Origin of the sequence: Sorangium sp. So ce296 (assembly GCF_051529605.1) — a bacterium.
In the GTDB taxonomy this organism is placed as follows: Bacteria; Myxococcota_A; Polyangia; order Polyangiales; family Polyangiaceae; genus Sorangium; species Sorangium cellulosum_D.
In genome coordinates, this window is sequence record NZ_CP150325.1 from 12366110 (window position 1) to 12385715 (window position 19606).

Here is a 19606-nt window from a genome sequence, read left to right on the forward strand (position 1 = left end):
ACGCCGCAGGCGGGGCGACGAAGGGCTCATGGCGAACGGATCTCACGGTCCGTATTCCGCTCGACGAGGGCTCCAAGCAGCTTGAGACCCTCGTCGAGCTTCTCGTCCGCCACGTTGCCATAGCCGATCACCAGCGCGTCGCTCGCGCGGGGCGGCTCGGCCCGGAACTCGTCCTCGGTCGAGATCCGCAGCCCCTCCGCGCTGCAGGCGTCGGTGAAGATCGGGCCGAAGCGCCGACCGCAGAAGCGCGCGTGCAGGTGGAATCCGGTCTCGCCGCCGCCGGTGCGGACCTGATCCCCGTAGCGGGTCCCCAGGAAGTCGAGGATCGCTTCCAGCCGCGCGCGGTAGCGCCGCTTCATGGCGAAGATATGGCGCTCGAGATGACCCTCCTCGATGAAGCGGGCCAGCGTCCGCTGGTGCGGGATGGAGCCCCGGAGGTTGGTACGCCGCACCAGGTCGGCGATCGGGCCGACGAGGTGGGGCGGGGCGATGAGATACCCGACCCGCACGAACGGCGCCAGGCACTTCGAGAAGGTCCCCAGGTAGACGACGCGCTCGGCGTCGAGCGAGGCGAGCGGCGGGACCGGGCTGCCGCGGAAGCGGAACTCGGAGTCGTAGTCGTCCTCGAGCACCAGCCCTTCGGCCGGGGCGGCCAGCTCCAGGAACTTCACCCGCCGCTTGAGGGGCAGGAGCGCGCCGATCGGGAACTGGTGGGAGGGCGTCAGGTAGAAGAGCGCGCCGCGGGGCACCTCGCCCAGGCCGGAAGGGAGCGCGCCGGAGTCGTCGACGTGCATCGGGCGGCAGCGGAACCCGGCCGTGCCGAAGACGTCGCGGGCGAAGGTGAGCCCGGGCTCCTCGCAGAAGAGGGTCGTGGCGGGGAGGAGCCGTGAGAGCAGCGACAGGGAATGCGAGGTGCCGGAGGTGATGCAGATCTGCTCCGGATCGGCGGCCAGCCCGCGGAACCGGTACAGGTAGTCGGAGATGGCCTGGCGCAGCCGGGCGTCGCCGAGCGCCGGGCCGTAGGAGAGGTCGGCGGCGAGCGCCAGAGAGATCGCGTCGTCGGCGGCGCGGCGCCACGCTTGCCGCGGGAAGCTGGCGAGATCGGGGATCCCGGGGGTGAAGTCGAAGCGGATGGTGGGCCGGTGCCGCCGGAGCATGGCCGCCCCCGGGACGCTGGCGTGCGGCGCCCGCACCGGCAGCGCGGCGGCGTAGGTCCCGTGGCCCGCCCGGGTCTCGAAATAGCCTTCGCCGGTGAGCTGCTCGTAAGCGTCCGTCACCAGCCGCCGGGAGATCCCCAGCTCCGCGGCCAGCAGGCGCGAGGGGGGGAGCCTGGCGCCGGGCGCGAGCTCGCCGGCGACGACCGCCTGGCGCAGCCCGTCCGCGAGCTGGAGCGCCAGGGAGCGCCGCGAGGCGCGATCGAGCACGATGCCGAACACGGAACGAGGATAGTGCTTCGACGCACGAGCAGACCAGCGGCGCCGACATGGGATCGCGGGGAGACGCGTCGCCGCCGATCGACGGGAGCCGGCTGCTGGTCGCGCGCGCGAACCGGCAGGTCCTGCTGACATCCACGTGCCCCCTGCGCCGCTCCCGCCGTGGTGGACGCTGAAGCTTCCGAAGGCGGCCGGTCGGGCCCGCGTTGGGTCAGTCCTCGGGGCAGGAGGGCTTCGGGTCAGGGCACGGCTGGCCCTCGACCCAGGGGCGCGTCTGCTCGCAGCCGCTCACGTCCTCGAAGGTGTTTCCAGACACGAAATCGGGCCCCGCGGTGCCGTTCCAGCCGCGGGTGACGCCGTGGCCGGCGACGTGGCGGAACGTCGACCCCTGGATGAAGGCGCTGCTCGGCGCCTGGCTGAAGATGACGGCGCCGTTGAACGTCGTGAGATCGTTGCAGCTGAGCAGGATGCAGCCGCAGTCGTAACCCGCATACTCGACGATGACGTTCTCCAGGACGTTCTCGTCGCGCGGGATGCCGCCGAACCAGAGCCCGCCCCAGTCGCCGGGCGCGGGGGTCTCCGCGGCCGAGGTGAAGACGATGGGCCGCTCCGGCGTGCCCAGCGCGCGGAGGGCGCCGCTCGCGGCGAAGTCGCCGGTGAAGCGCTCGATCTGCATGAAATTGCCGGGCTCGAACCGGATGGTGACGCCGGGCTCGATGGTGAGCGTCGTGAGCGGCGCGCCCTCGCCGCCGCCGCCGATGTTGAAGCGGGCGTCGCGCCAGTCGCCGAAGTGGTAGGGCACGCCGCGGTCGCGCAGGATCGTGTCCTGCTGCAGCCCGGAGGTCTGATTGGCGCCCTCGTCCTGGATCAGGATCTCGTCCCTTCGATTGCCGGTGTACACGCCGACCGGGATCGAGCCGAGCGCCTGCTCGCCGAGCTCCAGCGGATACGGGTGCTCCTCGCTGCCGCTCTCGGTGATCACGAGATCGGTGGAGCCCTCGGCGAACGCCGACGCCCGCAAGAGGAGCACCCCGGCGCCGAGCGACCCGCGCACCGTCACGTGGTCGACGAGCAGCACCGGCGCCGCGGGGGTCACGGACCCGCCGTACGCGGAGAGCGCCGCGTTCGCGTGGAAGCGATCGCCGCCGCCGCCCTCGAGCGTCACGTGGCGAAGGGTCGCCTTGGCCGGCCACGCGACGTGCACGTCGTTCCACCGCGCGCCCTCGCTGCCGCGGAACGTGATCGGCCGCGCCTCGGTGCCCTCGGCCTTCAGCTCGGCGCCCTCATCCATCGCGGAGATGCCCGTGTCCTCCTCGAGCAGCACCTCGGCGCACGGCTCGATCGTGAGCGTCACGCCGGGGCGGAGGCGGACAGGGAAAGTCACGACGTGCGGGCTCCCCTCCGCGGTCCAGGTCTCATCTTCGCTCACATCGCCCGAGTGCTCCGTCGGGCCGCCGGACGGCGCGGGGCACCCCGGCTCGGCCGAGCCGCCGCCGCCGCCAGCCCCACCCGAACCGCCAGCCCCACCCGCAGCGCCAGCGCCGGCGGGGGGCGGGTCTCCGGGATCGCACGCGACGAGGAACATCACACCTGCCGCAGTGAGCGTAACTACAACGTTGCGTAGAACCATATCCCTGTGTCCTTTGTGAGCGCCTGTGCGTCCGCGCGCACACGCAAAGACGCACAGATTAGCGCATTCGCGTCGAATCCACAGAGTCTTTGCACACCAGAGCTCGTCCCCTCGCGGCAGGATTTGCGCGCTCCGATGGGCCGAGCGACGTGTTCCCCGAGAGCGCGCCGGGGCGACGGCTGCGCCACGCGGAACGACGCGAATCGCGCGGAGGCGCCGCTCGGGCCGCGCGCGAACAGGGCCGCGCGCCGAGCCCAGCGCCGTCACGGGATGAGCTTCACGACGAGCATCGACTCCCTCGCTTCCGGGCTCGAGATCGGTCCGGCGCCGAAATCGATCGTGCCCTTGAGGTTCCCGACGGCGACCAGGGCTCCGGTGGGGTCGACGGCGATCCGGGACAGGCCTCCGTACTCCGACGGCTCGAAGGAGACGCTGCAGAAGCCCTCGCCGCGCGGGTCGAGCCCGGCGACGAAGAGCCCCTGGAGCTTCGCGGTCAGCGGACCGCAGCCGAAGTCCGCGTCGTAGAGGAAGGCGCCGGCCAGCCACGTGTTGCCGGCGGCGTCGGCGGCGAGCGCGTGCGCTCTCGAGAAGCTCCTGCCGAACGTCGGGGCGCCGCCGGCGGAGAGCTTGGCGACGAACACGGCATCCCCATCGCTCGTCAGGGTGTCGCCGCCGAACTGGAACGTCTGGCCGATGGAGCCGAGCGAGACCACGTTGCCTGCCCCATCCACGACCGTGCCGCCGGGGTGCTCGCCAGCGACGCTGCCTAGCCGCTGGCTCCATCGATGCTCGCCGTCCGGACCGAGCGAGGCGACGAAGATGTCGGACGCTCCGGCTGCCCCGGATGGGCCAGCAGCCCGGAGCGGGCCGCCGCCGAAGTCGACGACGACGTCGAAGCTACCTCCGAGCGCGATGTTCCCCGCCGCATCCAGGGCGAGCGTGGAAGATTGCACGGCGCCCGACCGGCCGAAGCTCTTGCTCCAGACGTGGCCGCCCGCAGCATCGAGCCTGGCGACGAAGACGCTCGGCTCGTCCCTGCGGTCGATGAAGGCCTCCCCGCCGAGATCCATGGTCCCCACGTAATCGCCGGTGACGACGATCCCTCCCGCCGGATGGAAGCCGACGCCGCGGACCGCCGCGGACCCCGCCCCGACGTGCGTGCTCCAGACGTGCTGTCCCGAGGCGTCGAGCAGGACGATGAAGCCGCTCTTGCCCTGCGCCGCCAACGGGCCACCACCGAAATCCGTCGTTGCGCCGAAGTGACCCCCGACGAGGATGTTTCCCGCCGCGTCCGTCGCGATGGCAAGACCGGCCTGAAGCTCGGGCACGGCGGAGAGCTCGCCGAACCGCCGGCTCCAGAGATGGCGGCCGAGCGGATCGAGCTTGAGGACGAACGCGTCCTTGTAGCCCGTGCTCACGAGAGGACCGCCTCCGAAATCGACGGTGCCCTCGAACGCCCCGGTGATGAGGATGTTGCCGCGGGCGTCGACCGCGAGGCCGGTCGCCTCGGCGTAGTCGAAGGGCCGCGCGAAAGCGACCTCGAGGCAACCCGCCTGGCACACAGGAGCGCTGCCGCCGGCGCCGGCGCCGACGCCGCTGCCGCCGGCGCCGCCTTCCCCTGCCTCCGGGCCGTTCGCCGGGGCCGGTGCCCAGTCGTCCAGGCTGCTCCTCGCGCCGCATCCGAACGTGGCCAGCGCGCACACCAGCGCGAGATGCCTCAGCGTAGACCCGCGCCTGTTCATCCCTGCCTCTCCACGCCGCGACGATACCACCGTCGAAGTCGGCGCAGGGAGACGACCTCGGGAAAGCCAGAGTTCGACGCCGTCGCGCGCGAGGGCCGCGCTCGGGCAGCGACCGCCGGCGCAGGACGAGGAGCGCGCCGGCCGCGCGGCCCGACGGGGAATCGGGCCGCGAGCCTCCGGGATCAGCCGGTCACGTTGTCCCAGGCCACCGCGGTCGGCCCGAGGAGCGAGCGCCCGTTGGTCGCGATGACCTCCTTGTACCAGGAGAACGAGTCCTTCGGGATCCGGCGCTGGGTCTGGTAATCGACGTAGACGAGCCCGAACCGCTCCCTGTAGCCCTCGGCCCACTCGAAGTTGTCGAGGAGCGACCAGGCCCAGTACCCGAAGACATCGACGCCCTCCTTCATTGCCCGCGCGAGGCCGAGCAGGTACCGGTGCATCAGGTCGATGCGCTGCGGGTCGTGCACCTTCCCGTCGAGGAAGACCTGGTCCCGCGTGGCGGTGCCGTGCTCGGTGATCCCGATGGGCAGCTTGTACCGCTCCCAGAAGTACCTCGTGCCCCAGTACAGGGTGCTGGGGACCACCTGCAGCCAGTCGAGCGTCGCGCGCGGGTAGCCGGGCGGGGACGCGACGCGCTCGGGCTTGCCGTCCTTGCCCCGCCGCCACGTGCCCGCCGAGTACATGTTGAGCCCGAGGTAGTCGAGCGGCCGCTTGATCTGGTCGAAGTCGCTGGCGGGGAAGTCGGGCACGTCGTTGCCGAAGAGCTTGAGGCCGCTCTCCGGATACCGCCCCTCCAGCACCGGCGCGATCCACCAGGCGTTGTTCCACGGGTGCCGCTCGTAGACCGAGAAGATCGCCTCGCGCGCCGCCTCGACGTCGCCCGGGTCCTCCGTCGCGGGGCGCTGGACCTGGGTCGCGAGCACGTAGCCGACCTTCGCCGCCTTGGCCGCGGCGCGCAGGGCGTCCACCTGCTTGCCGTGGGCGCGCATCTGGTTGTGCGCGGCGGTCAGGTAATCCCGGTACGGGAGCTTGAGCCCGGGGGCGAAGTGCCCCTCGAGGAGCGCGTTGCCGATGAACGCCTGCGGCTCGTTCTGCGTCACCCACCACGGCACGCGATCGCCGAGCCGCTCTGCGACGACGGTCGTGTAGTCGGCGAACCAGTCGGCGACGTCCCGCTGGAGGAACCCGCCGCGGTCCTGGAGCGCCTGGGGGAAGTCCCAGTGGAACAGCGTGCACAGGGGCACGATGCCGAGGCGGAGGAGCTCGTCGACGAGCCGGTCGTAGAAGTCGAGCCCTTTCTGATTGACCTTGCCCGTGCCCTCCGGGAGGACGCGCGTCCACGAGACGCTGAAGCGGTAGCTCTTGGCCCCGAGCTCGGCGAGCAGCCCGAAGTCCTCCTTGTAGCGGTGGTAGTGGTCGCACGCGACGTTCCCGGTGTGCCCTTCGAAGACCTTCCCGGGGGTGTTCGAGAAGACGTCCCACACGGAGGGGCCGCGGCCGTCCTCGGTGGCGGCGCCTTCGATCTGGTAGGCCGCGGTGGCGGCGCCCCACAGGAAGCCCTCGGGGAACGGCGCGGCCGTCGTGCCTGCCGGCCCCGCGCCGGCCGACGGGGCCGGCGACGCGGGCGCCGAGCCGGACGCGGCGGCCGCGGCAGCGGACGGGGCGGGCGAGGCGCCAGGGGCGTTGTGCTGGGTGAGCGACTCGGAAGGAGTGGAAGCGGACATGAGAGCGCATCATCCACGGCGCGCGTTGGGCAGCAATGGGATCGATGCCCGCGGCGCGGCGGCGCCCGGCTGAAGCGTGAAGCGATGCGTCGATGCCCGCACCGGTCGCTTGACGGGCCGCTCCGGCTCGGCAACATGGGCGGCATGCTCGCGATCCGACCGAAAGCCGCTGGCGGCCCCGAGGTGATGACGCTGGAGGAGCACCCGACGCCGACGCCAGGCCCGGGTGAAGCCGTGGTCCGCGTCGAGGCCGCCGGGGTGAACTTCATCGACATCTACCAGCGGAGCGGCCAGTACAAGGTCGAGCCGCCGATCCCGCTCGGGCTCGAGGGCGCGGGGCGCGTCGAGGCGGTGGGGACGTCGGTCACCGGGGTGAGGGAAGGGGACGAGGTCGCGTGGGCCGGCGGCCCCGGCTCGTACGCGACGCACGTCCGCATCCCGGTCGCGAAGCTGGTCCCGGTGCCCGCGGGCGTCGGCGCGAAGCGCGCGGCGGCGGCGATGCTCCAGGGCATGACCGCGCATTACCTCGTGCGCTCCACGTTCGCGCTCGGGCCGGGCCATACGTGCCTGGTCCACGCGGCGGCGGGCGGGATGGGGCTGCTCCTCTGCCAGATGGCGAAGCGCCTCGGCGCGCGCGTGATCGGCACCGTCTCGACCGAGGAGAAGGCGCGGCTCGCGCGCGAGGCCGGCGCCGACGAGGTGATCCTGTACACGCGGGCCGACGTCGAGGTCGAGGCGCGCCGGCTCACGGGCGGCGCCGGGGTCGACGTGGTCTACGACGGGGTCGGGCGCGACACGTTCGAGAAGAGCCTGGGTGCGCTCCGCCCGCGCGGCATGCTGGTCCTCTTCGGCCAGTCGAGCGGGCCGGTGCCCGCGTTCGACCCGCAGATCCTGAGCCAGAAGGGGTCGCTCTTCCTGACGCGGCCGAGCCTCGGGCACTACACGGCGACGCGCGAGGAGCTGCTCCAGCGCGCGGAGGACGTGCTCGGCGCGATCGCGCGCGGCGAGCTCACGATCTCGGTCGGCGCGACGTACCCGCTCGCCGAGGCGGCGGAGGCGCACCGCGCGCTCGCCGGGCGGGCGACGACGGGGAAGGTGCTGCTCGTGCCGTAGCGCCGGGAGTGGACGCACACCGCTATCGCGCCGCGCCCGGCGGGCTCTGGCCGAGGCAGAGGGCGAGGAGCTCGCTGCGGCTCTGGACGCCGAAGCGGCGGTGCAGGGCCTTCACGTCGTCGTGCACCGTGTGCTGGCTGATTCGGAGTTCGGCGGCGATCTGCTCCTCGCCGAGACCGCGGAACGTGTCGCGCGGGCGAGGGGGCAGGCCGGCGAGGAGCGCGGCCGGGACCTCGGGTGGCCGGTGCAGAACGTCGCATTCCGCGTGGACCACGTCGATGAGCCGGCGCTCTCGCTCGCGGTACTGCCGATCTCCCCAGGAGCGATGCAGCGCAATGGCGCAGGCCGTATCAGGGCGAGTCAATAACCGCAGCTTGCGCTGGGCAGCGGAGCTCACGACGTCCGGGTGGGCAGCCCTTGACGGCGGGAGCGTCGCTCTGGAGCGCTCGAGGCGGGGAACCTGGTCCACGTGGGCGTCCACCGCGGCGACGCCCGAGCAGCCCGCTGCCATGGGCGATTCACCGCGACCTGCTTGCCTTTCGCCTCGATCCAGCACGGGAGCGCGGGATGCACGCGACCCGGGCGCGCAGGTCCGCACCGTTCTGGGGTAGACTCCGGCCGGTGTCCCGCTGGTTCAACACGGCCGGTGCCTGTCTACCGGCAGACCATTACATGCTCCCGACGCATCGCCGCCTGCCTGACGTGCGCCGGCTCATCGATCAGCGGGAGTCGTTCGTCGTCCACGCGCCCCGTCGTGTCGGCAAGACGACATCGTTCCTCGCGCTCGCCGAGGAGCTCACGGCGGAGGGGCGCCACGTCGCTCTCCTCGTGTCCACGCTCTCCGGAGCGGATCGCCCGGACGAGCCCGGCGGGGCCGATCTCGCCCTCCTTCACGCGCTCGAACAAGCGGCCAGGGCGCAGCTCCCCTCGGAGCAGCAGCCGCCTCCGCGGCCCGAGGCCCAGCCGGGCGGCCGCCTCAACGCCGCGCTGCGGGCATGGGCGCGGGCCTTGCGTCGGCCGCTCGTCGTCTTCTTCGACGACGTCGACGCCTTCCCGGGCAGCGCCATGGACGACGTGCTGCGGCAGCTGCTGCGGGCCTCCCTGGGGCAGCCTGCTGAGGCCGCCCCCTGGACGCTGGCCCTCCTCGGCCTGCACGGCGGCCCCGAGCGCTGGAGCGCTGCCGCCGGCCACACCGATCCTGGCGCGCCGGAGCCGATTCTCCACGCCGTCCGGTCGATCACCCTTCCCGACTTCACGCGGGACGACGTGGCCGAGCTCTACCAGCAGCACACGGAGGCGACCGGCCAGCGCTTCGAACGCGCGGCGGTGGAGCGGGCGTTCGCGCTCAGCCGAGGTCAACCGTGGCTCGTCAATGCGCTCGCCAAGCTGCTCGTCGAGCAGCTCGACGTCGACCGCGCCCGGCCTGTGGCTCTTGCCGACGTCGAGCGCGCCGGAGAGCTCCTGCTCGCCGCGCGCGGAACTCCCCTCGACCGCCTGTCCCAGCGATTGCAGGCCCCCCGGATCCGGGCGGTCTTCGAGCCGATGATCGCCGGCACGAGGCCCGAGGCGCTGTCGGAAGAGGACATCCTCCTCGTCGCGCAGCTCGGCTTGGTCCGTCAGGTGCCGGGGGGGTCCATGGAGGTCGCGAACCCCATCTACCGTGAGCTGATCGCGCGTACGCTTGCGCTGGCGTCGCGCGCGTCGCTGCCGCACCTCCCGCCGACGTGGCTCCGAGCGGACGGACGTCTGGACCTCGAGCGGCTCCTCGACGCGTTCGTCGGCTTCTGGCGACGCCACGGCGAGGCCCTGCTCACCTCGGCGAGCCCCGAGATCGCGCCCTACATGGTCATGACCGCGTTCCTGGACCGCGTGGCGAGCGGCGGCGGAACGCTGGAGCGAGCGTACGGCATCGGCCGGGGGCGGATGGACCTCTGCCTGCGGTACGGGCCGGAGGTGCTCGGCCTCACGCTCAAGGTGTGGCGCGAAGGGGGCGCAGACCCGCTGGCCGAAGGCCTGGAACAGCTCGAGGATCACCTCGCCGGGCTGGAGGCCAGGGCAGGGTGGCTGGTCCTCTTCGATCAGCGGAACGGAATTCCGCCTGTGGAAGAACGGCTTGCCGTGAGCCGACGGGAGACGTCGACCGGACGCGCCGCGGTCGTCCTCCTCGCCTGACAGCGGCCTTCGCGGGTTCCTCGCTGCGGCTCGGGCCCGATCAGCGTCGCATTCCGTCGAGTGGCAAAATTTGCCATTTCCAATCTTCTTTTTTGAGGCCGTGCGTCTGGTAGGGTTCGACGCTGCATTGTATTCACGCGAAAATTATTCTCATCGGTGACCATCGAGGTGAACCGAGGCTTCGGAGCCAGCGCTCAGCGCGACAATGCGCGACAATTGAGCCAGTCAAGCTCGGCCAATGTGGTTTCGAGCCCGAGCGCGGGGGCCTGTGCTATAGGGGTCTGATGCCCCGTTGGTTCAACACCACCGGCGCCTGCAACCCGCATGATCACTTCATGCTCCCGACCTGGGAGCGCCTGCCGCAGGTGTCCCGGTTGATCAACCAGAAGGAGTATTTCGTCGTCCACGCGCCGCGCGGTGTCGGCAAGACGACGTCGCTCCAGACCTTCGCCAGAGATCTCACCGCGAAGGGCTCTCATGTCGCCGTGCTCATCTCGATGCTCGAGGGGGGCGACAACGTGGAGGACGTCGGCACCGCGGAGCTGGCCATCCTATCGAGCTGGCGGCGCAGCGCCAAGGAGGAGCTCCCGCCGGAGCTCCGGCCACCTCCCTGGCCCGATGCGCCGCCGCGCGACCGGATCGGCGCCGCCCTGAACGCCTGGGCGCATGCCGCGGCTCCGAAGCCGCTGGTCCTCTTTCTCGACGAGTTCGACTCGCTGCGCGACAGCGTGCTGCTCTCGGTGCTCCGGCAGATCCAGGTGGGACACCGCCATCGACCCAGCGGGTTTCCCTGGTCCCTGGCCTTCGTCGGCCTGCGCGACGTGCGCGACTACCGGCTCGCCTCGGACGACGAGGGCCGGCGCGGCACGCCGAGCCCGTTCAACATCGTGGACAAATCGATCACGCTCGCTCCGTTCGACCGGAGCCAGATCGCGGAGCTCTACGGCCAATACACGCAGGAGAAAGGGCAGCCCTTCGAGCAGTCCGCCGTCGATCGCGTGTTCGAGCTCACGCGAGGACAGCCATGGCTCGTCAACGCGCTCGCCCAGACGCTCACCGTGGAAACGGTCCCCGACGGCCATACGCCGATCACCGCGGACCACGTCGATCGCGCCAAGACAGCGTTGATCCGGGACACGCGCACGCACATCGATTCGCTCGGTGAGCGGCTGAACGAGCCGCGGGTCAAGGCGATCATCGAGCCGATCCTCGCAGGCACCACCCTGAGCGGGCCGCGAAACGACGACATCCGCTACGTCCAGGATCTTGGCCTGGTGCGGATGCGCGAGTCGGGGGGCCTCGAGGCCGCCAACCCCATCTACCGGGAGATCATCGTCCAGGAGCTCACGTTCGGTCCGCTCGCCGCGCTCCCGCAGATCGAGCCGACATGGCTGGAGCCCGGTGGCCGGATGAATGTCGATCGGCTGTTGGAGGCGTTCGTCGCGTTCTGGCGCCAGCACGGCGAGCCGCTGCTCCAGGCGGCGTCGTACCATGAGATCGCACCGCACCTCGTCCTGATGGCGTTCCTCGATCGCGTGGCCGATCGCGGAGGCACGCTGGAGCGCGAGTACGCCATTGGCTCGGGGCGGATGGACCTGTGCTTGCGCTATGGCCCGGACGTGGTGGCCATCGAGATCAAGGTGTGGCGCGACGGGCGGAGGGACCCGGTGGAGGATGGGCTGGAGCAGATCGATCGCTACCTGGCCGGTCTGAGCCTGGCGCGGGGGTGGCTGGTGATCTTCAACCAGCGGAAAGAGCAACCTCCCGTGGAGCAGCGGGTCACCGTCGAGCCCCGGATGACACCTGGAGGGCGAGCCGTGTCGGTCATTCGCGCCTGACGGCGCTGTCTTGTCACCATCGCTGTCGCGCGGCAGCGCATGCGGCCCCGCCACGCCCGACAGCACTGCGCTCGGCCGGCGTACGCGCGGGGAGCGGCCCTGCGGCCGCGCCGTTCCCCGCGCCCGGTCGGCGGAAGCGCTACGCCCTCCGGTCCGACGAGGGCTGCGAGCCCGGGCGAGGCGGGCCCGGATCGAAGGTCCGCGCGTCGGGCATCAAGTGGTTCACGGACGGCACGCCGGTCGAGCGGCTCGCGTGCGTGAGCGAGCCGTACGCCGATCGCCCCGGGTGGTCCGGCGCCTTCAACCTCCCCGAGGAGCCGCTCGCCGCGATCCTCGACGAAGGCCTGCACGGCTCGCCCCGGGAGAACCAGCTGCTCTTCCACGCCGTCGGCGACGAGGCGATGGTGCTCTCGCGCGACATCTTTGGCCCCATCTCTCCCGAGGAGATGGTGGGCACGACGAGCGAGCTCACGATGGTCGGCGGCGAGATCGTGTGGGCGTCCGGGGCGATCGCGCTGCACGGCGAGGCGCGGCAACGGGTTCTGGCGCGAGGTTGACCGCGCGCCCTCCGCGCCGGTAGGCTGCCGGCGCGGAGGTGCTCATCTCATGTCCGAACGTCCCACGCTCGCTCCCGAGAAGGTTTCCGACACGGTGAAGTCGCAGGTCGCGAGCTTTCATCGATCCATCGTGGACGAGGTCGCCGGCGCCGTGAGCCGCGACCGGGTGGTCGTCGTCGGGATGGCCCAGAATCCCTTCGTGAAGAAGGCGCGGCAGCTGCTCGATGGAGAGGGCGTGACATATACTTACCTGGAATATGGGAGTTACCTCTCCAAGTGGAAGGAGCGGCTCGCCATCAAGCTCTGGGCCGGCTTTCCGACGTTTCCCATGGTGTTCGTCGACGGGGTCCTCGAGGGAGGCTACGCGGAGCTCGTGAAGCTCCGCGATCAGGGCAAGCTCAAGAAGCAACCGTGAGCGGGCGCGGATGAACGCCGCCGACGGCCGGCGCCCCCAGCGCGCAGGCCGCCTCGGCCGCGGCAGCGCGACGCGCCGCGCGAAACGCCGCGTCGGCGAGCGATTCCGTGATATGCGGGAAGACGCGGCGCGCCCTGGCCGTCGCCGCGCTGAAGGAAGGCAGCACGGAGGCACCTCGTGACATCGCTCGGGATCCACGCAAGGCGGCGGCATGACGAGGCGAGCGGCGCGGCACGACGGCCGGCAGGCGGCGCGCCGTGAGCACCTACGCCATCAAGCGGCTGCTCTCGATCATCCCCACGCTCTTCATCGTCGCCACCCTGGTGTTCATCCTGGTGCGCATCGTGCCGGGCGGCCCGTTCGATCAGGAGCGGGCCGTGCCCGTCGAGGTCCAGCGGCAGCTCGACGCCAAGTACCACCTGAACGATCCGGTGCTGAAGCAGTATGGCGACTGGCTCTTTGCGCTCGTCACCCGAGGCGACCTGGGTCCGACGTTCAAGTACCCGAACCGCACCGTCAACGAGATCATCGCCCTCAGCCTGCCCGTGTCGATGCAGCTCGGGTTCTGGGCGATGCTCTTCGCCCTGGCGATGGGCATCCCGCTCGGCATCGTCGGCGCCATCCGCCAGAACACCTGGAAGGACACCGCGGCCATGGGGGTCGCCATGGTCGGCCTCAGCGTGCCGCGGTACGTGCTCGCGCCGCTGCTCATGCTCGTCTTCTCGCTCAAGCTCTACTGGTTCCCCGTGGCCCGCTGGGAGACGTGGCGGCACATGGTGCTCCCGGTCATCTGCGCCGGATTGCCGGTGGCCGCCTACATCGCCCGGTTGACGCGCGGCGGGATGCTCGAGGTGATCCGCTCCGACTTCATCCGGACCGCCCGCGCCAAGGGGCTGTCCGAGCGCAAGGTCGTCCTGAAGCACGCGCTCCGGGGCGGGCTGCTCCCGGTCGTGAGCTTCCTCGGCCCCGGCTTCAGCGGCCTGCTCGTCGGCTCCCTCGTCGTCGAGAAGATCTTCAACATCCCCGGCATGGGCCGCTACTTCGTCGAGGCGGCCACGAACCGCGACTACAACCTCGTGATGGGGGTCATGCTCGTCTACGGCTTCCTGCTCATGCTCTTCAACGCGCTCGTCGACGTGGCGTACGCCTTCATCGACCCGCGCGTGGAGCTGCGCTGACCATGCCCGCCGCCCCCCCGCCGCCCGCCGCAGAGCCCGCCGCAGCCGGCGCCTCGCCCGCCGCGCCCGGCGACCTGCCCGCCGTCCCCGGCGGCGCGGCGCCGCGCCCCGCAGGCCCGCTGCGGCTCGACGCCCTCGAGCAGGGGTCTAGCCTCGGGCGCGACGCGTGGCGGCGGCTCCGCAAGAACCGCGCGGCGGTCGTGTGCGGCGCCGTGCTCCTCGCGATGATCCTCGCCTGCATCCTCGTCCCCGAGCTCTCCAGCTACCGGTACGACAAGGCCGACCTCAAGCTCGGCGCCCAGCCGCCGTCGCTCGCGCACTGGATGGGCACCGACTACTTCGGCCGCGACCTGATGGCCCGCGTCTTCTTCGGCGGGCGCATCTCGTTCGCCGTCGGCATCATCGCGACGCTCGTGAGCTTCGTCATCGGCGTGAGCTGGGGCGGCGTCGCCGGCTACTTCGGCGGCAAGGTCGACGCGATCATGATGCGCATCGTGGACGTGCTCTACACGTTCCCGTTCCTCATCCTCGTCATCCTGCTCATGGTCTTCTTCGCGAACGACCAGACGCCCCTCTACCGCGCCTGGAAGGTCGCGCTCGGCCTGTTCGTGCAGGATCCCTCGGATCCGAGCTATTTCCCCATCTTCCAGATCGTCGTCGTCTTCGCGGCCCTCGGCGGCATCTCGTGGCTCACGATGGCCCGCATCGTCCGCGGCCAGGTCATCGCGCTGCGCAGCCAGCCGTTCATCGAGTCGGCGCGCTCGATCGGCGTCGGCCACGCCGCGCTGATCTTCCGGCACCTCGTGCCGAACGCGCTCGGCCCGATCATCGTCTACACGACGCTCACCATCCCCGAGGTGATGATGACCGAGGCGTTCCTGAGCTTCCTCGGCCTCGGCACGCAGGAGCCGCTCTCGAGCTGGGGCCTGCTCGCGTCCACGGGCGCCGACGCGATGGACCTCTTCCCCTGGCAGCTCATCTTCCCGGCGCTGATGCTCGCGCTCACGCTGATCTGCTTCAACTTCCTCGGCGACGGGCTCCGCGACGCCCTCGATCCACGCATCCGAAAGGACTGAAGGGCTGCGCCGCCCCCGCGGCGCGCGCGCTCAGACGAACCATGCTGATCGAGGTCAACAACCTGAAGACCCATTTCTTCACCGAGGAGGGGGTGGTGCGCGCGGTCGACGGCATCTCCTTCAGCCTCGATCGCGGCGAGGTGCTCGGGATCGTCGGCGAGTCGGGCTCGGGCAAGAGCGTGACGAGCCTCTCGCTGCTCCGGCTCATCCCCGACCCGCCGGGGCGGATCGTCGGCGGCCAGATCCTGCTCGAGTCCGAGGGGGGCGTCGTCGAGGACCTCGTGGAGGCGAGCGAGGCGCGGATGGAGCGCATCCGCGGCGACCGGATCGCGATGATCTTCCAGGACCCGATGACGTCGCTCAATCCCTACCTCCGGGTGAGCGAGCAGCTCATCGAGGTGCTGGAGCTGCACCGCGGCATGGGGCGCGCCGAGGCCCGCCGGCGCAGCGTCGAGATGCTGCAGGCGGTGGGCATCCCCGCGGCGGCGTCGCGGATCGACGACTACCCGCACCAGCTCTCGGGCGGGATGCGGCAGCGCGTGATGATCGCCATGGCGCTGCTCTGCGACCCGGATCTGCTCATCGCCGACGAGCCGACGACGGCGCTCGACGTCACGATCCAGGCGCAGATCCTGGACCTCATCCGGGAGCGGAAGGAGGCGCTCGGCGCGGCGGTCCTGCTCATCACGCACGACCTCGGCGTCGTCGCGAAGATGGCCGATCGCGTCGCGGTCATGTACGCCGGGCGCATCGTCGAGGAGGGCCCGGTCGGCGCCATCTTCCATGCCCCGCGGCACCCGTACACGATCGGCCTGTCGCGGTCGATCCCGCGGATCGAGGGCCCTCGCGGCGCCGACCTCGTCCCCATCCCCGGGATGCCGCCGTCGCTCGCGCGCCTGCCGCCGGGCTGCCCGTTCCACCCGCGCTGCGCGCACGCGGTCGCCGCGTGCCGCGAGGCGGCGCCGCTGCCCCGGGTCGTCTCGGGCGAGGGGGACAGGAGGGCGCTGCACGTCGTGCGGTGCCATGTCGAGGACGTCGCCGGACGAGCGCCATGACCACACCCGCCACACCTCCGCCGCTGCTCTCGGTGCGCGATCTCAAGGTCCACTTCCCGGTGCGGCGCGGCCTGCTCCAGCGGCAGGTCGGCACGGTGCGCGCGGTCGACGGCGTCTCCTTCGACGTCGGCCGCGGCGCCACGCTCGGCCTCGTCGGCGAGTCCGGCTGCGGCAAGTCGACGACGGGGCGGGGCATCCTGCGCCTCGTCCCGCCCACGTCGGGGAGCGTGAAGATCGACGGCCGGGAGATCCTGACGCTCGAGCCGCGCGCGCTGCGCAAGGCCCGCCGCGAGATGCAGATGATCTTCCAGGACCCGTACGCGAGCCTGAACCCGCGCATGACGGTCCACGACCTCATCGCCGAGCCGCTCTTCACCCACGGCCTCACCTCGTCGCGCGACGAGTCGCTCCGCGAGGTGGCGCGCCTGATGGAGCTCGTGGGGCTCTCGCCCTCGTACATGCGCCGCTATCCGCACGAGTTCTCCGGCGGCCAGCGGCAGCGGATCGGCATCGCCCGCGCGCTCGCCCTGAAGCCGAAGCTCGTGATCGCGGACGAGCCGGTCAGCGCGCTCGACGTGAGCATCCAGGCGCAGATCGTCAACCTGCTCGCCTCGCTCCAGCGCGAGCTGTCCCTCACGTACGTGTTCGTGGCGCACGACCTCGCGGTGGTCCGCCACCTGTCAAGCGAGATCGCGGTGATGTACCTCGGCCGGATCGTCGAGCGCGCCCGCCCAGATGCACTATTCCGCTCACCGCAGCATCCGTACACGCAGGCGCTGCTATCGGCGATCCCGATCCCGGATCCCGACCAGGAGCGCAAGCGGCGTCGCCTGACGCTCGTCGGCGAAGTGCCGAGTCCGCTGAATCCGCCCTCTGGGTGCCATTTCCACACCCGCTGTCCGTATGCGATGGAGCGGTGCAGCATCGAGGCTCCTCCCTTGGAGGAGCGCCGTCCCGGTCACTGGGCTGCTTGCCACCTCACCGAGTTGCCCACCGTACCTACGCATCCGTGAAGTGATCCGGCGGAGCGCAGTTCCCCACATCGGTTGAGCTCGCTCTCCAGACATGACGGGGAATGTCCGATGACAGGATTTTCCTGACCTCTGTTTGGGTCGAGGAGGTTAGGATCCTTGGACCGATGCCGCGAATTTCCGACGCCACGCTTCGCGCCCAGATCCCGACGGCCCTCCTCATCGGCGGCGATCAGGCGCTGCTAGAGCGCTGCCAGGCGGCAGCGATGGATGTGGGGATCGTCGTCAAGGCGTGCCCCGTATCGATGGCCGCGGCGCTGGCGGAGGAGCGCCGGCCGGTGGCCATCGTGGTCACGTCGTCGACCTACGCGCTGGCTCCCGACGGGTTCGAGGAGATCGCGCGCGAGGTGGTGAGCACGCTCGTGCGCGTCGACGAGACGCTGACGGACGACGAGCTCGGGGCGATGCTCGGCACGGCGGCGCGCGAGAGCCGCAAGCAGCGCTCGTGGCAGCACACGCCGGGGCGCTACTCGCTGACGCCCGCGGACGACGGCGCGGGGCCGCGCTCGGAGCGCTGGACCCTCGGGGCGATGACGGATGCGTCGTCGCGGCGCGACGCCGAGGCGACGCCGCTGCCGCGCTCCGGGCCGCGGAGCGCGGGCGCGCAGGATCTCGCGTTCCGCGAGCGCGTGGCGGCCGCCGTGGCCTCGCAGCGGCCGGAGCGCTTGGCGGCCGGGGGCCAGGGGGAGGCGTCGCACCGCCCGCTCGATCCGGCGGCGCCGCGCGCGGAGCGCCTGGGCGTGATGGCGTTGACGTCGCGCGCGCTGCCCTCGTCGCCGCCGGCGCCGACCGGCGTGGTGGTTGCGCGCCGGGACGCGTCGGTGCCGCCCGCGGGCAGGGCGGGCGCGTACGCGCGGCGGGACACGCCGATGCCGGGCTCGCAGCCGGCGGGCGGGTACGCGCGGCGGGATACGCCGGTGGCGGGCTCGCAGCTGGCCGCGACGTACGCGCGGGGGGCGACGCTGCCGGCCGCCGCGCATCCGCGGCGGGACACGCCGGCGCCGCTGTCGCGGCCGGCCGCCGCCTACCTGCGGCGCGAGGGGCAGCCGGGGGTCGCGGTGCCGCGGCGGGACACGCCGGCGCCGCTGTCGCAGCCGGCGGTGCCTGGCTCGTGGCAGGCGGCCGGGGCGTCGTCCCGGCGCGAGCCGCTGGCGCCGAGCTCGCGCCCGGCCGCGCCGAGCTCACGGCAGGCCGCGCCGAGCTCGCGGCCGGCCGGGGCGTCGTCCCGGCGCGAGCCGCTGGCGCCGAGCTCGCGCCCGGCCGCGCCGAGCTCGTGGCCGGCGGCGCCCTTGTCGCAGCCGGCGGTGCCGAGCTCGCGGCGCGAGGCGCAGCTCGCCGGGGCGCCTCTTCGGCAGGAGACGCCGGTGCCGGCCTCGCAGCGCGGAGCGGGGTACCCGCAGCCGGAGATCACGGCGGGGCAGGTGGGCGCGGCACCATTGCAGCGAGAGGCGCTCGCGCCGGGTGCGCTGGAAGGTGAGGCCCACGGCAGCCATTCCACCCCGCCGCCGAGCTCACACCGGGCCCCGCCTTCCTCCCGCAGAGCTCAGTTCCACGTCGACATCGCGCTCCTGTTCGACGAGCGCGGCCTGCCGCGCGCCGATCCAGAGGCGAAATGATCGATCGGCCGGGCTGGACCGGCGCGGGGCAACAGCGAGCGGGCTAGGGCGCCCGGAGGAGAAGGGGCCAAGCGCCACGGCGCCCAGGAGAGGCGGCAGCGGCCGTGCGTCTCCGCGCTCCGGCGAGGGGCACGTCGGGCTCTCCCGCCAGCGCGTCGGGTTCTCCCGCGCTCGCGAGAGGTCGCCTCAGCCGCCGCCCGAGCCGCCGTCACCGCCCGAGCCGCCGCCACCACCATCGCCGCTCGAGCCACCGCCACCGTCGCCGCTCGCGCCGCCGTCACCGCCCGAGCCGCCGCCACCATCGCCGCCCGAGCCGCCGCCACCATCGCCGCTCGCGCCGCCGCCACCATCGCCGCTCGCGCCGCCGCCACCATCGCCGCTCGCGCCGCCGTCACCGCGCGAGCCACCGCCGCCGCCCGCGCCGCCGTCACCGCCCGAGCCGCCGCCGCCGTCACCGCCCGCGCCGCCGCTGCCATCTTCACACGACGGAGCGACGGTCAGCGACAAGCTCCGGGTGAGCGGCTCCTGCTTGCTCTCGCCGCCGAGGATCGGCTCGCCCGCGTCGCTCACGGCGGCGACGGTGATCTCGAGCTCACCGTAGCGTTCCTCGGGATCGAGCGCGCCGAGGCGCACGTCGATCACGCGGCCGGCCGCGGCGTTGTTCCTCTCGCCGCCGACGCTGAGCACGAGGTGCCCGCACTGCCGGTACGTCAAGCAGGTGCCGGGAGGGCGGAGGAGGAGCTCGGAGACCGTGACGCTGATCGGAACCGTCGGCACATCGTCGGACGAGGCGTCCGAGGGCTCCCCGATCGCGACGCAGGCGCCGTCCTTCGGGCTCACGATCTCGAGCTCTGGCACTCCGGTCGGGCCGGGGGCGGTCGACGTCTCATCGTCGCTACAGCCGGAAGCGCCGGCGAGCCCGGCGACGAGGACGAGCGCGAGCCGCGCAACCATCGGAGATGCCATGCCGCGCGGTTTATCCGTTGGCGTGGCGCCGGGCAATCTCTTCGTCCACGGCGGCCATCT

General features: G+C 72.0%; 16 protein-coding genes. 10 read left to right on the forward strand and 6 right to left on the reverse strand.

Translation table 11 applies throughout. The features are described 5' to 3' along the window. Positions 1 to 26: 26 nt before the first annotated feature. The 4 genes from WME98_RS45650 to WME98_RS45665 all read right to left on the reverse strand — a co-directional run bounded on the left by WME98_RS45650 (position 27) and on the right by WME98_RS45665 (position 6529). Positions 27 to 1436, reverse strand: coding sequence for a PLP-dependent aminotransferase family protein (locus WME98_RS45650; RefSeq protein ID WP_437947907.1), 1410 nt, complete (start codon positions 1434 to 1436; stop codon positions 27 to 29). 208 nt (positions 1437 to 1644) lie between these two features. Then, positions 1645 to 2862: a hypothetical protein gene (locus tag WME98_RS45655; RefSeq protein ID WP_437947908.1), complete on the reverse strand. Its 1218-nt coding sequence runs from the start codon at positions 2860 to 2862 to the stop codon at positions 1645 to 1647. 464 nt (positions 2863 to 3326) lie between these two features. Next, on the reverse strand, positions 3327 to 4805 hold the full coding sequence (locus WME98_RS45660) for a hypothetical protein (RefSeq protein WP_437947909.1): 1479 nt from the start codon (positions 4803 to 4805) through the stop codon (positions 3327 to 3329). 182 nt (positions 4806 to 4987) lie between these two features. Then, entirely contained in the window at positions 4988 to 6529 is a 1542-nt protein-coding gene (locus WME98_RS45665) for a GH1 family beta-glucosidase (RefSeq protein WP_437947910.1), read from the reverse strand. A gap of 144 nt (positions 6530 to 6673) precedes the next feature. On the opposite strand from WME98_RS45665, the gene WME98_RS45670 reads away from it, so the two are divergent. Further along, positions 6674 to 7642: a quinone oxidoreductase family protein gene (locus WME98_RS45670; RefSeq protein ID WP_437947911.1), complete on the forward strand. Its 969-nt coding sequence runs from the start codon at positions 6674 to 6676 to the stop codon at positions 7640 to 7642. A gap of 22 nt (positions 7643 to 7664) precedes the next feature. Here the strand turns inward: WME98_RS45670 and WME98_RS45675 are convergent, their stop codons facing one another. After that, positions 7665 to 8153 carry a LuxR C-terminal-related transcriptional regulator gene (locus WME98_RS45675; RefSeq protein WP_437947912.1) on the reverse strand — a complete coding sequence of 163 codons (489 nt, stop codon included), beginning with the start codon at positions 8151 to 8153 and terminating at the stop codon, positions 7665 to 7667. Between the two features lie 161 nt (positions 8154 to 8314). On the opposite strand from WME98_RS45675, the gene WME98_RS45680 reads away from it, so the two are divergent. From WME98_RS45680 to WME98_RS45720, 9 genes are all read left to right on the forward strand, one after another. Continuing rightward, positions 8315 to 9814 carry an ATP-binding protein gene (locus WME98_RS45680; RefSeq protein WP_437947913.1) on the forward strand — a complete coding sequence of 500 codons (1500 nt, stop codon included), beginning with the start codon at positions 8315 to 8317 and terminating at the stop codon, positions 9812 to 9814. Positions 9815 to 10098: 284 nt separating this feature from the next. Further along, positions 10099 to 11652 (forward strand): AAA family ATPase, encoded by a 1554-nt coding sequence (locus tag WME98_RS45685; protein ID WP_437947914.1) that lies wholly within the window; start codon positions 10099 to 10101, stop codon positions 11650 to 11652. Between the two features lie 257 nt (positions 11653 to 11909). Next, on the forward strand, positions 11910 to 12209 hold the full coding sequence (locus WME98_RS45690) for a hypothetical protein (RefSeq protein WP_437947915.1): 300 nt from the start codon (positions 11910 to 11912) through the stop codon (positions 12207 to 12209). Positions 12210 to 12258: 49 nt separating this feature from the next. Beyond that, entirely contained in the window at positions 12259 to 12624 is a 366-nt protein-coding gene (locus WME98_RS45695; protein WP_061625238.1) for a glutaredoxin, read from the forward strand. Positions 12625 to 12881: 257 nt separating this feature from the next. Next, positions 12882 to 13802 (forward strand): ABC transporter permease, encoded by a 921-nt coding sequence (locus WME98_RS45700; RefSeq protein ID WP_020736135.1) that lies wholly within the window; start codon positions 12882 to 12884, stop codon positions 13800 to 13802. Positions 13803 to 13804: 2 nt separating this feature from the next. Next, on the forward strand, positions 13805 to 14878 hold the full coding sequence (locus WME98_RS45705) for an ABC transporter permease (protein WP_437947916.1): 1074 nt from the start codon (positions 13805 to 13807) through the stop codon (positions 14876 to 14878). 41 nt (positions 14879 to 14919) lie between these two features. Next, a complete protein-coding gene (locus tag WME98_RS45710; RefSeq protein WP_437947917.1) occupies positions 14920 to 15933 on the forward strand; it encodes an ABC transporter ATP-binding protein in 1014 nt (337 codons plus the stop codon). After that, positions 15930 to 16946 (forward strand): ABC transporter ATP-binding protein, encoded by a 1017-nt coding sequence (locus tag WME98_RS45715; protein WP_061621690.1) that lies wholly within the window; start codon positions 15930 to 15932, stop codon positions 16944 to 16946. The genes WME98_RS45710 and WME98_RS45715 overlap by 4 nt, the downstream gene beginning before the upstream one ends. Positions 16947 to 17071: 125 nt before the next feature. Next, positions 17072 to 18580: a hypothetical protein gene (locus WME98_RS45720; protein WP_437947918.1), complete on the forward strand. Its 1509-nt coding sequence runs from the start codon at positions 17072 to 17074 to the stop codon at positions 18578 to 18580. Between the two features lie 186 nt (positions 18581 to 18766). On the opposite strand, the gene WME98_RS45725 is transcribed toward WME98_RS45720, so the two are convergent. Beyond that, positions 18767 to 19546, reverse strand: a complete 780-nt coding sequence (locus WME98_RS45725) for a hypothetical protein (protein WP_437947919.1) — start codon at positions 19544 to 19546, stop codon at positions 18767 to 18769. Positions 19547 to 19606: the final 60 nt, after the last annotated feature.

Bases quoted from the DNA above. Each gene is read 5' to 3' on its own strand.
- WME98_RS45715 (WP_061621690.1), top strand. From the start codon at position 15,930: ATGACCACACCCGCCACACCTCCGCCGCTGCTCTCGGTGCGCGATCTC.
- WME98_RS45705 (WP_437947916.1), top strand. From the start codon at position 13,805: ATGCCCGCCGCCCCCCCGCCGCCCGCCGCAGAGCCCGCCGCAGCCGGC.
- WME98_RS45725 (WP_437947919.1), bottom strand. From the start codon at position 19,546: ATGGCATCTCCGATGGTTGCGCGGCTCGCGCTCGTCCTCGTCGCCGGG.
- WME98_RS45665 (WP_437947910.1), bottom strand. From the start codon at position 6,529: ATGTCCGCTTCCACTCCTTCCGAGTCGCTCACCCAGCACAACGCCCCT.
- WME98_RS45660 (WP_437947909.1), bottom strand. From the start codon at position 4,805: ATGAACAGGCGCGGGTCTACGCTGAGGCATCTCGCGCTGGTGTGCGCG.
- WME98_RS45670 (WP_437947911.1), top strand. From the start codon at position 6,674: ATGCTCGCGATCCGACCGAAAGCCGCTGGCGGCCCCGAGGTGATGACG.
- WME98_RS45680 (WP_437947913.1), top strand. From the start codon at position 8,315: ATGCTCCCGACGCATCGCCGCCTGCCTGACGTGCGCCGGCTCATCGAT.
- WME98_RS45720 (WP_437947918.1), top strand. From the start codon at position 17,072: ATGCCGCGAATTTCCGACGCCACGCTTCGCGCCCAGATCCCGACGGCC.
- WME98_RS45695 (WP_061625238.1), top strand. From the start codon at position 12,259: ATGTCCGAACGTCCCACGCTCGCTCCCGAGAAGGTTTCCGACACGGTG.
- WME98_RS45675 (WP_437947912.1), bottom strand. From the start codon at position 8,153: ATGGCAGCGGGCTGCTCGGGCGTCGCCGCGGTGGACGCCCACGTGGAC.
- WME98_RS45685 (WP_437947914.1), top strand. From the start codon at position 10,099: ATGCCCCGTTGGTTCAACACCACCGGCGCCTGCAACCCGCATGATCAC.
- WME98_RS45710 (WP_437947917.1), top strand. From the start codon at position 14,920: ATGCTGATCGAGGTCAACAACCTGAAGACCCATTTCTTCACCGAGGAG.